Source organism: Mucilaginibacter limnophilus, assembly GCF_004005815.1.
Taxonomy (GTDB): Bacteria; Bacteroidota; Bacteroidia; order Sphingobacteriales; family Sphingobacteriaceae; genus Mucilaginibacter; species Mucilaginibacter limnophilus.
Genome location: NZ_SACK01000005.1, coordinates 247,280 through 259,584 on the forward strand (window position 1 = coordinate 247,280; position 12,305 = coordinate 259,584).

Below are 12,305 nucleotides of genomic sequence, written 5' to 3' on the forward strand. Positions count from 1 at the left end.
CTCTCATGATTTGGTTGTGCAGAGGTTCAGGTAATTAGTTTTTTGACAGGTTATAGGTAAGCGTAAAACGCAGGGTATTGGCCAGCGGGCTGGTTTGCTGATTGGCTGCCAGGTAGGCGAAATCAAAAGTAAAATCCTGGTAGGCATAGCCGGCGCCCAAGGTAAGATAGCGGCGAATACCTTTCGCAGGATTTTCGTAAACATACCCGGCACGCAGCGCTAACTGATTATTAAAAAGATATTCTGTACCAAAATTGAAAGCAACTTCTTTAAGCTCCTCAGAAAACCCACCAGGTGCGTCGCTGAATGAACTAAAAATAGCGGAAGGTACTGACTTGTCTGACGGGATAAGTAAGTCGTTACCGTTTGGTGATGATGAAGGGCTGGGTACCAAAAGCTTGTTTAGATCAAGCGCGACAGTAAATTTATTTTTTTCATTAATAGAAAATGCCGAAGCAGCACCTAACCGCAGGTTTGCAGGCAAGAAATATCGCCCGCCATTATCGCTGTATCGTACCTTTGTACCAATGTTGGCGATACTTAACCCATAAGTGGTTTCCCCGGCGGCACCGAATAAGGCGCCCTTGTTTTTCAGATAAGCCGACGCATCAATAGCGAAAGCATTTGGTGACCGTGTATCGTTTTGACCGACACTGCTTAAAGCGCTTGCCCTTATATATCGGGCTGTTGCAGCTAACGAAAAGTTGTCACCATACTTTTTAGCGATAGTCGCATCAAACGCGAATTCATTAGGTCGGTAATTTCCTGTAACGGCACCATTATCATCTGTAAGATCAATGTTTCCAATTGAGAGATAGCGCAAAGAAGCTGCTATGGTATATTGATCATTTATATGATGATAAGCCGACAAGCATGATATACTCATTCCAGAAGACAGGTTTTTTAACCATGGGGAATATGATAGGGAAAAAGACGTTGGTTTATCAACAAATGCAAATTTCGCGGCATTATAAATTCCGGAATTAGCGTCGGGTATGGTAGCAACTCCTGCTTCGCCCATAGCACCGGCCCGTGCTTCAGGTACCACAAGTAACGATGGGAATGAAGTTTGGATAATACCGCGATTATTGTCGGATGATAAATTTTGCGCATTCGCATGGCTTGTATGTATACCGGCCATTGTGATTGCGACAAGGAACTTGTGCTTACTTTTCATTAATAGGTTTCAATTAGGTTGATAATTGTTATATTGCAGCCAAGAAAACGGGCGTATGGCGTTCGCAATCGATTGCAAAGTCATGCAAGGATATTTTTCGGGTATAATAAAAGATTAATGAAATCTTAACAAAGAGCCTTTCTGCAAGATTATCATACCTCATTCATTATTTTCACGCTAAGCGGATCCAAATATTAGCGCTTTAACATATTCCTTAAATTAAAATTCAACTATCAGAGCTCGGTGTTACTTATTGATACAGACAATTGCGAAGGATTTTAGGATACCGACTGGTTTTTTTGAATGATACCAAATTTCAAACTTACTTCGGTACGCTTCCAAAACAGAAAAGCCCCAAATCTTATCAATTTGAGGCTTTCCTTTTTTCAGGTAGCGGGAGCAGGACTCGAACCTACGACCTTCGGGTTATGAGCCCGACGAGCTACCAACTGCTCCATCCCGCACTATATTTTATATGTTGTCTCTTTCCGTCATAACCCCGGAAAGGCGTTCCAATTAGCAAAAAAGCATTTTGTGTTGCCTTTAAATTGGACTGCAAAGATATAATTCGTTTCTTTGCAGTCCAAATAATATTTTAAATATTTTTTTTATGAGTCACAGGGCAGGTTTTGTTAGTATCATTGGAAAACCCAACGCAGGTAAGTCGACCCTGATGAACCAGCTTGTAGGCGAAAAAATGTCTATCATTACCCCCAAGGCACAAACTACACGTCATCGTATACTTGGTATAGTGAATGATGAGGATTACCAGATCGTTTTTTCAGACACGCCAGGTATCATAAAGCCTCATTATGCCCTGCACGAAAGCATGATGCATCAGGTTGAAGGCTCAATTGTAGATGCCGACCTAATTTTACTGATAACAGATATAAACGAAAAGCATGACGAGAACGAGGTGCTTGAAAAACTGGAAGGTTCGTTAGCGCCGCTTGTTGTATTGATAAACAAGATTGACCAAAGCGACGAAGCAACCGTACTGCAAAAGGTGGAGTACTGGAAACAAAAGCTAAATCCGAAAGCCGTGTTTGCCATATCAGCTTTGCATATGCATGATGTAAAAGGTTTTATCGATTTCATAGTAGAAAACCTGCCTGAACATCCGCCTTATTACGATAAGGAAGCGCTTACCGATCGTAACGACCGTTTTTTCGCCTCAGAGATGATACGCGCGCAGATATTCAAACAGTATAAAAAAGAAATTCCGTACAGTACCGAGGTTATTGTTACCGCTTTTCAGGAAGGAGACACGCTGCACCGCATAAGCGCAGAAATAATTGTTGAGCGTGATTCGCAAAAAAATATCCTGATAGGCAAAAACGGTGAGATGCTGAAAATTGTTGGCAAATATGCCCGGTTGGATATGGAAGAATTTTTTCAGCGTAAAATATTTTTGGAGATGTTTGTTAAAGTAATACCCGACTGGCGTAGCAAAAAAAACTACCTTAAAAAGTTTGGTTATGAGTAAAAAATAGAATCAAGAATTAAGAAGCAGGAATTAAGACAGCTTCTTTCAAAATAAAAAAGTGACGGAACTTTGTGCAGAATGAGCTTATCTTAATTCCTGCATCTTGATTCCTGACTCTAAAATAAAAGCAATGAGTAACATAGTAGCAATAGTAGGCAGGCCCAACGTGGGTAAATCAACCCTGTATAACCGGCTAACCGAAACCCGCAAAGCCATAGTTGACGATTTTAGCGGCGTAACCCGCGACAGGCATTATGGCATGGCCGAGTGGATTAATAAACCCTTCACCGTTATTGATACCGGTGGCTATGTTGCCAACAGCGAGGATGTTTTTGAAGCCGCCATACGTGAACAAGTGGTAATTGCCATTGAAGAAGCATCAGTAATATTATTTATGGTTGATGTTACTACCGGTATAACCGATTTGGATGATGAAATAGCCGCCCTGTTACGCCGGGGCAACAAACCTGTACTTGTGGTGGTAAACAAGGTAGACAACACTATGCTGCAAAGCGATGCTACCATATTTTACAGCCTTGGGCTTGGTGAAATTTATAATATTTCATCTATGTCGGGCTCTGGTACCGGTGAGTTACTTGATGAGGTGGTAAAACATTTTGAAGATACCGAGCTTGAAGAAAATACATTGCCTAAATATGCCATTGTTGGTAGGCCCAACGTGGGTAAATCGTCAATTATAAACGCTCTGATAGGTCAGCAGCGTAATATTGTTACCCCTATAGCCGGCACCACGCGCGATTCGATACATATACGTTACAACCAGTACGGGCACGATTTTATGCTGATTGATACCGCCGGTCTGCGTAAAAAAACCAAGGTAAAGGAAAACATAGAGTTTTATTCGGTTATGCGTACCATTAAAGCGCTTGAAGAGGCTGATGTGGTGATACTGATGATTGATGCTGTAGAAGGCCTCGAATCGCAGGATATTAATATATTTCACCTTGCCGAAAAGAATAAAAAAGGTATTGTGATAGTGGTGAACAAATGGGATTTGATTGAAAAAAACAGCAAAACTGTTAAAGTTTTTGAAGACCAGATAAAGCAAAAAATAGCGCCGTTTACTGATGTGCCTATCGTATTTACATCTGTTACCGAAAAGCAACGGGTTCTTAAAGTTATCGAAACGGCAAATAAGGTTTACGAAAACCGGTCGCGTAAAATATCTACCTCAAAGCTTAATGATGCCATGCTGCCGATTATTGAAAGCTTTCCGCCGCCATCAATAAAAGGTAAATATGTTAAGATAAAATATGCTACGCAGATAAACGGGACATCGCCAATGTTTGCCTTTTTTTGCAACCTGCCGCAATATGTTAAAGAGCCTTACTATCGCTTTATCGAAAACAAGCTCCGCGAAAACTTTGAGTTCTCAGGCGCACCAATACAAGTGTGGTTCAGGCAGAAATAGATTTTGATATGCGGATGAGTGGATATGCAGATGTGCAAATAACAAAATATGTTATACAGATAACGCCTTGTACCACACGCCGCGCCCTCACCCTATGATAAATACCATAATATTCGATCTTGGAGCTGTTTTAATTGACTGGAACCCGCAATATCTTTACCGTAAAATATTTGCCGATGAGCAGGAAATGCAAACCTTCCTGTCAACCATATGCACGCCCGAATGGAACGAGGAGCAGGATGCAGGTCGCAGCCTGCAGGAAGGCGCCGATTTTCTGGTGACCAAATTTCCGGACCATGCCGAAAATATCCGTGCCTTTTATGGCCGTTGGGAAGAAATGCTGGGTGGCGCTATTGATGATACTGTTGAAATTTTTAAACAACTGAAAGACAGCGGCAAGTACAAAATTTACGCACTCACCAATTGGAGCGCCGAAACTTTTGAGATTGCCAAAGCAAAGTATGATTTCTTGGATTGGTTTGATGGCATAGTGATATCAGGCGTTGAACGCACCCGCAAACCGTTTCCTGAGTTTTATCAGATATTGCTTGACAGGTATAACATAAAATCCGAAGAAGCCTTATTTATAGATGATAACCATCGTAATATTGTGGCAGCCGAAGCATTAGGTATGAATGCCGTGCATTTTACATCGGCAAGCGAATTAAAACATCAACTGGCTATTCTCAATGTCAGCATCTGATAGTTAAAAACATCATTTAAAGAAAGCTTAATAGTTACCGCTGTACTGATCAGTTATCGGAGCCCGCAAATACTTCTAAGTATTATTGATAACCATGCTTTTCGTAAGTGGTATGTTAATCCATAATGTACTTAACTTGTTAAGCAACTTTGTTGCATACGGAAGCCTCAGCGTTCGCCTTTTTACTTTATTGTAGGATAGAATGGGATATTAAGAGACATACCGCCACCTTCATCTATAAATTATTTCTTCCGAAAAAGTATTTTACTCCTGCGAAAATTGCAGGGTTTCTGAGTGATACATTGTAGGAACTTGCAAATGTGCTTGATACTGTATAGCCGGCCGAAACTTCTATTCGTTTATTGAATACCGCACCTGTTTGGAAAGGAAAACTTAACCATATCGCTTTGGCGCTCACCGGATATTCGGCATTTTCAAGCACCGACCCATCATCAAATACCAATTGTTTTTTTGGATAGATAGAAAAATTACCATTAAGACCGCCACTTATAAAATATTTGAATTTTTTAGTGTTGTAAAGATTTATAATAAATTGTGGAGACAATGTTGCTGTATATTGATTAAGTTGATAAACATGTTTAATCTCTTTACCCTGAGGAGTGAAATGCTGCCCTTTTACTTCAGCTTTCAAATAAGTAAATGATAATTCGCTTCGAAAAATATAGCGGCCGGTGTTTGGTATAATTGCCGTATTGTAACCTAAACTTAATTTAGGTGAGATACTATTGATTTTGTTATCATTGAACCTTAATCCTGTAGTAAGTGTGGAAGAATTAAAAGGTGTTGGGGTAACCTGGTTAAAATTTAATCCAACACCTGCAAAAAACTGTGATTTGGATTGCTTTGTTTTTGCAGCTATAACACCGTTTAGTTTTTCGAAATATTTTGTTAATTCTTTTTGGCTGTAAGCAATTCTTTGTATTGAAGTATTTCCGGACGCTTTATTACCCCCATACTTTTTAGCCAGGTAAATTAGCTGATAGATATATGGAGTGGTTTTTTCTATGGCGCTTTTGTTTGACGCGGTATAATATTGATAGTATTTAAGTTCTATAAGCTGACTATTAGCTTCTTTATAAAAAAAAGTAGTTTTATCTTCAACGTTAAGTAAGTACAAACTTACAAGCGGCGCCGAAACGAGCTGTTTAAGAAAATAAGTATTTATAATTGAAACACTGTCAAGGCCAGTGTCTAACCCGGGGTATACATTTTTATTTTTTGAAATTTTACCTGTATAACTTATATAAGTTATATCTGTCCCTGCTGAAAATTTTTTTATATCATTAGCTGAAAGGCTAACTGTATTTGTTACCTCGCCGGCTTGTTTAAATTCAATACTTTGTGGGTTGTAAAGCCAGTCGCGCACGTTAATCTGCCCTTGTATACTATCTCCGTTGTTTTTTATAATGTAGCCCTCCTGATAGTTTGACTGGGCATTTGTAATAAAAGGCAGAAATACTACCGCCAGTATCAAATAAAAGCGTTTCATTTAGGTTTAGGTTGATAATGAAATTAAAATATAGCTTCTGCGATTCTTCTTGTCGGGCCAGGGTTACTCATAGTATAAAAGTGCAAAACCGGCACGCCGAAGTTAACTAATTCTTTGCATTGATTTATCATCCATTCAATACCAATTTCTTTAACGTCTTTTTCAGTTTTGCAGGCATTCACCGCGTCGCAAAGATCTTCAGGCATGTCAATAAAGAATGTTTTTGACAGGCTTACCAATTGTTTTGACGCAGTAATAGGCTTCAAACCCGGAATGATAGGTACATTGATATCGTTCTCCCTGCATTTACGTACAAAGTCGAAATATTTCTGGTTATCAAAAAACATCTGGGTTACGATGAACTCGGCACCCATATCTACCTTTTGTTTAAGATAGTTGAAATCGCTTTTCAAATTAGGTGCCTCAAAATGTTTTTCCGGATAACCGGCAACCCCAATGCAGAAATTAGTTTTTTCTATTCCGTCGTAGTCCTCATGCAGGTATTTGCCATTGTTCATATTCACCACTTGTTGCAGCAAATCAGTGGCATAACAATGGCCGCCTGTGGTTGGCACAAAGGTGGCGTCGCCACGGCGCGCATCGCCTCGCAGTACCAGCACGTTCTCAATACCAAGAAAATTCAGGTCGATAAGCGCGTTCTCGGTTTCATCCTTGGTAAAGCCACCGCATAATAAATGTGGTACTGTATCAACACCATACTTATTCATAATAGCGGCGCAAATAGCAATGGTGCCCGGGCGTTTACGGTAACTAAGCTTCTCCAGAAGGCCATTATCATGTTGTTTATAGATATAATCTTCGCGCAGCGAAGTAACATCAATAAACGGCGGTTTAAATTCCATCAACGGGTCGATAGCGTTATAAATACCCTGTATGCTTTGTCCTTTTAAAGGCGGTATCAATTCAAACGAAAAAAGTGTTTTGCCGTTGGCGTTTTTTATATGATCGGTGATTTTCATTTCCCCTAACCCCCTAAAGGGGGAATTTTCTTTATATGGTTTAAATTTTCAGTTAATCCTTACTCCCCCTTCAGGGGGCTGGGGGGCTCAATAGTTCAAATTAGGGCCCAGCCATTTTTCGGTTTCTTCTACGGTCATACCTTTGCGGCGGGCGTAGTCTTCTACCTGGTCTTTACTAATTTTACCCAGCCCGAAATATCTTGCCTGCGGATGTGCAAAGTAAAACCCGCTTACTGATGCTGCGGGTGTCATGGCAAGGCTTTCGGTAAGGTGCATATGGGCGTTGTCTTCGGCTTTCAGCAGTTCAAACAACGTAGTTTTTTCGGTATGGTCAGGGCAGGCAGGATAACCCGGTGCCGGGCGGATACCCTGATATTCCTCCTTTATCAGTTCGTTATTGTTCAAGTCTTCGTCCTTGGCATAGCCCCAGTATTGTTTACGTACCAGTTCGTGCATTTTTTCGGCGAATGCTTCAGCAAGACGGTCGGCAATGGCTTTGGCCATAATGCTGTTGTAATCATCGTGGTCTTTTTCAAACTCGGCCACTAATTCGTCGCAGCCCAATCCGGCGGTTACGGCAAAGCCACCCCAGTAGTCGGCTACGCCGCTTTCTTTTGGCGCAATAAAGTCGGCAAGTGCATAATACGGCTCGCCCTGCGCCTTTTCGGCCTGCTGGCGTAAAGTATGGATTCGAGTAATAATGGTTTGCCGCGTTTCGTCGGTATACAATTCAATATCATCTCCTACACTGTTTGCCGGCCAAAAACCGATAACACCGTTAGCATGCAATAGCTTTTCGTCAATTATCTTTTTCAGCAACACCTGAGCGTCGTCGAATAGTTTTTTGGCTTCGTCGCCAACAAACTTATCATCAAATATTTTAGGGTAGCTGCCTCGGAGTTCCCAGGTATGAAAAAATGGTGTCCAGTCGATATACGGAACCAGTTCTTCCAGCGGGAAGGATTCAAAAACTTTTGTGCCGGTAAATGTCGGCTTGTTTGGTATCGACCCGTTCAGGTTTATCTGGCATTTTAGCCCCCGCGCGTCAACAATGCTTACAAAGCGCTTGTCGTTACGTTTGTTCAGGTGCGCTTCGCGGGCTTTATCATATTCGGCACGAATACCGGCTGTGTACTCATCGCGCTGTTCACGATTCATTAAGTTGCTGCAAACGGTTACGCTTCGTGAAGCATCAAGCACGTGTATGGTTGGCCCTGAATAGTTTGGCGCCACCTTAACCGCGGCATGTATGCGTGAGGTTGTTGCCCCACCCAATATCAGTGGAATAGTAAAACCTTCGCGCTCCATCTCTTTAGCAAAATGCACCATCTCGTCAAGCGAAGGCGTTATCAATCCGCTCAGGCCGATAATATCTACCTGCTGTTTCTTGGCTTCCTCAATAATGCGTTGCGCGGGCACCATTACCCCAAGGTCGATAATCTCGAAGTTATTACAAGCCAGCACTACGCCTACTATATTTTTGCCAATGTCGTGTACATCGCCCTTTACAGTTGCCATAAGCACCTTACCTGCGTTTGAGCGCGATGCACCATCGGCATTTTGCGCTTTCTCCGCTTCTATAAAAGGCAACAGGTAAGCTACGGCCTTTTTCATTACGCGAGCCGATTTTACCACCTGCGGCAAAAACATTTTGCCGGCGCCAAATAGGTCGCCTACGATGTTCATGCCATCCATCAGCGGCCCTTCAATCACCTCCAACGGACGGGCATATTGCTGCCTTGCTTCTTCAACATCAGCATCAAGGTATTCAATAATACCCTTTACCAGCGCATGCGACAGGCGCTTTTCTACCGGGTCTTTACGCCATTCTTCATCTTTAATAATCTCTTTGCCCTTGCTTTTTATGGTATCGGCAAACTCCACCAGGCGCTCAGTAGCGTCGGGACGGCGGTTTAGCAGTACATCCTCAACCAGTACCAGCAGATCTTTAGGTATCTCCTCGTACACCTCAAGCATACCGGCGTTTACAATGCCCATATCCAACCCGGCTTTAATAGCATGGTATAAAAACGCCGAGTGCATAGCCTCGCGCACCACATTATTACCGCGGAATGAGAACGAAATATTACTTACCCCACCACTCACTTTGGCATGCGGCAGATTTTGCTTTATCCATCGCGTAGCCTCAATAAAGTCGACAGCATAATTGTTGTGTTCTTCCAACCCGGTGGCTACGGTTAATATATTAGGGTCGAAAATGATATCCTGCGGCGGAAAACCCACTTCATTCACCAATATATCGTACGATCGTTTACATATCTCAATACGGCGTTCCAATGAGTCGGCCTGACCGGTTTCGTCAAAAGCCATTACCACAACGGCCGCGCCGTAGCTTAACACCTTACGTGCGTATTCTTTAAATTTTTCTTCGCCTTCTTTAAGGGATATCGAGTTAACAATACCCTTGCCTTGCAGGCACTTTAATCCTGCCTCAATCACCGTCCATTTCGACGAGTCGATCATGATGGGCAACTTGGCAATATCAGGTTCAGAAGCAACCAGGTTCAGGAATTTCACCATCACGGCTTCTGAGTCAATCATGCCCTCGTCCATGTTGATGTCGATCACCTGCGCGCCGCCTTCCACCTGCTGACGGGCAACGGTAAGCGCGGCCTCATAATCTTCAGCCAGTATCAGTTTAGAAAACTTCGGCGACCCGGTGATATTGGTGCGCTCGCCCACGTTCACAAAGTTGGTTTCGGGGGTAAGCGTAACCGCTTCCAGGCCGCTAAGGCGCAGGTAAGGTTCAATTTGTGGTATTTTACGCGGCTCGAAACGGGCCGCTTTTTCGGCAATACATTTTATATGGTCGGGGGTGGTGCCGCAGCAGCCGCCGACAATGTTCACCAGCCCGGCACGAATAAAATCATCAACCTGGTGGGCTGTTTCGTGTGGTGTTTCATCATATGCGCCAAATTCATTCGGCAAACCCGCGTTAGGGTAGGCTGAGATGAATACATCTGCTTTTTCAGAAAGTTCTTCCAGGTACGGACGCATCTCCTTAGCCCCCAAAGCACAATTCAAACCAACCGAAAGCAAGTTGGCATGGCGTATCGAGTTCCAGAACGCCTCAACTGTTTGCCCTGAAAGCGTACGCCCCGAAGCATCTGTTATAGTGCCTGATATCATTATTGGCAGGTGCTTGCCGCTTTCTTCGGCGTAGCGCTGTATGGCAAACAACGCCGCTTTGGCGTTTAGTGTATCGAATATGGTTTCAACCAGCAGCAGGTCCGAGCCGCCGTCAACCAGTCCGCGTACCTGCTCGTAGTAGGCTTCGGCCAAATCGTCAAAGTTCACGGCTCGATAACCCGGATCGTTTACATCAGGGGATATTGACGCCGTACGGTTTGTCGGACCAACCGCACCGGCCACAAAGCGTGGCTTTTCAGGTGTTTTTTTGTTGTATTCGCCGGCCACCTCGCGGGCAAGACGCGCGCCCTCGTAGCTTAGTTCGTAGGCCAGATCTTCCATGTGGTAGTCGGCCAATGAAATGCGCTGCGTGCTGAAAGTATTCGTCTCGATAATATCTGCCCCGGCATCCAGGTACTCGGCATGTATGGCCTTGATCACGTCGGGGCGCGTGATATTCAGCAGGTCGTTATTACCCTTGAGGTCATGCAAATGGTCACGGAAACGCTCACCGCGAAAATCGGCCTCGCTCAACTGGTATCGCTGTATCATGGTACCCATTGCGCCGTCAATCACTAATATGCGTTTCTCAAGTTCTTTTCTGATATCCATTGTTCAGTTAGCGGTTGCCAGTGCGCGGTTAGCTTAAATTGTAAACATGCAAATAACTGCAAGCTGCCAACTAAAAACTGCACACTGATAAAGCTTATGTCGAAAAGTCGGGTGTTTATTTGACTTTCGCTTATCTGTCTTAACCGCTCAGTTAGCTGTTAAGTAGAATGTAGCACCTTGTAAGCACAGGTTGCTAAGACTTCGCAGGGTCTAATCCCTCCGTCTTTCTCTATAAGCAGTGCAAAAGTGCACAATAAGTTTATAATGTGCAAGGGCTTTGGGTTATCTTTAAGTTTAGAAAAAGTTTAGAAAAATTTGATTATTATACAATTAATCGTAATATTGCGATTGACATGGGCATTACCAAAACAGAAATATTTACTGATGAGCAAAATCATCTTGCTGTGATGTTAAAAGCGTTGGCTCATCCTGCACGTATCGCTATTTTGCAGCATATCATCAGCGCGAATGCCTGCATATGCGGAGACTTAGTGGAAGAGCTTGGTTTAGCGCAAGCCACGATTTCACAACATTTAAAAGAATTGAAAAGTGCAGGACTGATACAGGGCACTATTGAAGGTGTCAGCATTTGCTATTGCATTGAGCCAAAAGCTTGGGCAAAGCTGGAAAAGCAACTCACCGGCTTCTTTAAAACATACAGCGGTATTAACAGTAATTGCTGCTAAAAAAATTTAGAATAATTAATCGCAATATTGCAATATATAAATAATGGAAAAACTTAAAACTAATTGGACAGATTTTAAGGCCGCATTGGAAGCACAGCCTGACCTTGATCTGCAATTTCAGTATGACGATGGCAAGTTTGTTGATGCTTCATACCACATTACCGAAGTAAAGCAGGCTCCGATAACGTCGGTTGATTGCGGCGGCGTTATGAACGCCTGGACAGAAGTGATTGTGCAGCTTTATGAGCCCGAAAACAGGCAGCAATTAAAGCCCATGAAGGTTAAGAAAGCACTATCAATTTTCAATCTGGTAGAAAGCAAACTATCGCTTAACCCACTGGCTGTTGTTAAGGTTGAGTTTGGCAATTCCGCCTATGAAGCAAGGCAAATGCATCCGAATAGCATCACGCAAATTGGCGATGATCTGATAATTGATCTTCGTCCGGATACTGTACAATGTAAGGCTATTGACAGGGATGGCAATTGTGGCATACCCGCCGAAAAACAAAAAATTGAATTAGTCAGTCTTTCTGGTAATACTTGTACCCCAGGCGGAGGCTGCTGCTAAT

Annotated in this window: 9 protein-coding genes, 1 tRNA gene and 1 riboswitch; of the genes, 5 read left to right on the forward strand and 5 right to left on the reverse strand. The window is 42.9% G+C overall.

Going from position 1 to position 12,305, the window contains the following annotated elements; translation table 11 throughout:
* Window positions 1-34 precede the first annotated feature (34 nt).
* The gene (gene porV, locus EOD41_RS13260; RefSeq protein WP_127705671.1) at window positions 35-1,177 is read right to left on the reverse strand and encodes a type IX secretion system outer membrane channel protein PorV; all 1,143 of its coding nucleotides are present in this window, start codon (window positions 1,175-1,177) and stop codon (window positions 35-37) included.
* 391 nt (window positions 1,178-1,568) lie between these two features.
* A tRNA-Met gene (locus tag EOD41_RS13265) sits at window positions 1,569-1,641 on the reverse strand.
* Between the two features lie 146 nt (window positions 1,642-1,787).
* Between EOD41_RS13265 and era the strand changes: the two genes are divergently transcribed.
* The 3 genes from era to EOD41_RS13280 all read left to right on the forward strand — a co-directional run bounded on the left by era (window position 1,788) and on the right by EOD41_RS13280 (window position 4,798).
* On the forward strand, window positions 1,788-2,663 hold the full coding sequence (gene era, locus EOD41_RS13270; RefSeq protein ID WP_127705673.1) for a GTPase Era: 876 nt from the start codon (window positions 1,788-1,790) through the stop codon (window positions 2,661-2,663).
* A 130-nt stretch (window positions 2,664-2,793) separates the two neighbouring features.
* Window positions 2,794-4,095: a ribosome biogenesis GTPase Der gene (gene der, locus EOD41_RS13275; RefSeq protein ID WP_127705675.1), complete on the forward strand. Its 1,302-nt coding sequence runs from the start codon at window positions 2,794-2,796 to the stop codon at window positions 4,093-4,095.
* 94 nt (window positions 4,096-4,189) lie between these two features.
* Entirely contained in the window at window positions 4,190-4,798 is a 609-nt protein-coding gene (locus EOD41_RS13280; RefSeq protein WP_127705677.1) for an HAD family hydrolase, read from the forward strand.
* A gap of 235 nt (window positions 4,799-5,033) precedes the next feature.
* Here EOD41_RS13280 and EOD41_RS13285 read toward each other — a convergent pair whose 3' ends face one another.
* The 3 genes from EOD41_RS13285 to metH form a co-directional block, all read right to left on the reverse strand.
* Window positions 5,034-6,308 carry a hypothetical protein gene (locus tag EOD41_RS13285; protein ID WP_127705679.1) on the reverse strand — a complete coding sequence of 425 codons (1,275 nt, stop codon included), beginning with the start codon at window positions 6,306-6,308 and terminating at the stop codon, window positions 5,034-5,036.
* Window positions 6,309-6,331: 23 nt separating this feature from the next.
* Window positions 6,332-7,288: a methylenetetrahydrofolate reductase [NAD(P)H] gene (metF, locus tag EOD41_RS13290; protein WP_127705681.1), complete on the reverse strand. Its 957-nt coding sequence runs from the start codon at window positions 7,286-7,288 to the stop codon at window positions 6,332-6,334.
* 87 nt (window positions 7,289-7,375) lie between these two features.
* Window positions 7,376-11,050: a methionine synthase gene (gene metH / locus EOD41_RS13295; RefSeq protein ID WP_127705683.1), complete on the reverse strand. Its 3,675-nt coding sequence runs from the start codon at window positions 11,048-11,050 to the stop codon at window positions 7,376-7,378.
* A gap of 127 nt (window positions 11,051-11,177) precedes the next feature.
* Window positions 11,178-11,288, reverse strand: a riboswitch (SAM riboswitch).
* A gap of 115 nt (window positions 11,289-11,403) precedes the next feature.
* On the opposite strand from metH, the gene EOD41_RS13300 reads away from it, so the two are divergent.
* Together EOD41_RS13300 and EOD41_RS13305 are read left to right on the forward strand one after the other, a co-directional pair.
* Window positions 11,404-11,736: an ArsR/SmtB family transcription factor gene (locus tag EOD41_RS13300; protein ID WP_127705685.1), complete on the forward strand. Its 333-nt coding sequence runs from the start codon at window positions 11,404-11,406 to the stop codon at window positions 11,734-11,736.
* Window positions 11,737-11,779: 43 nt separating this feature from the next.
* A complete protein-coding gene (locus EOD41_RS13305) occupies window positions 11,780-12,304 on the forward strand; it encodes a DUF6428 family protein (protein WP_127705687.1) in 525 nt (174 codons plus the stop codon).
* Window position 12,305 lies beyond the last annotated feature (1 nt).

What these genes read in the sequence shown, in the direction of transcription:
- EOD41_RS13280 (WP_127705677.1), top strand. Translation starts at nt 4,190, where the DNA reads ATGATAAATACCATAATATTCGATCTTGGAGCTGTTTTAATTGACTGG.
- EOD41_RS13285 (WP_127705679.1), bottom strand. Translation starts at nt 6,308, where the DNA reads ATGAAACGCTTTTATTTGATACTGGCGGTAGTATTTCTGCCTTTTATT.
- der (WP_127705675.1), top strand. Translation starts at nt 2,794, where the DNA reads ATGAGTAACATAGTAGCAATAGTAGGCAGGCCCAACGTGGGTAAATCA.
- era (WP_127705673.1), top strand. Translation starts at nt 1,788, where the DNA reads ATGAGTCACAGGGCAGGTTTTGTTAGTATCATTGGAAAACCCAACGCA.
- EOD41_RS13305 (WP_127705687.1), top strand. Translation starts at nt 11,780, where the DNA reads ATGGAAAAACTTAAAACTAATTGGACAGATTTTAAGGCCGCATTGGAA.
- metH (WP_127705683.1), bottom strand. Translation starts at nt 11,050, where the DNA reads ATGGATATCAGAAAAGAACTTGAGAAACGCATATTAGTGATTGACGGC.
- porV (WP_127705671.1), bottom strand. Translation starts at nt 1,177, where the DNA reads ATGAAAAGTAAGCACAAGTTCCTTGTCGCAATCACAATGGCCGGTATA.
- EOD41_RS13300 (WP_127705685.1), top strand. Translation starts at nt 11,404, where the DNA reads ATGGGCATTACCAAAACAGAAATATTTACTGATGAGCAAAATCATCTT.
- metF (WP_127705681.1), bottom strand. Translation starts at nt 7,288, where the DNA reads ATGAAAATCACCGATCATATAAAAAACGCCAACGGCAAAACACTTTTT.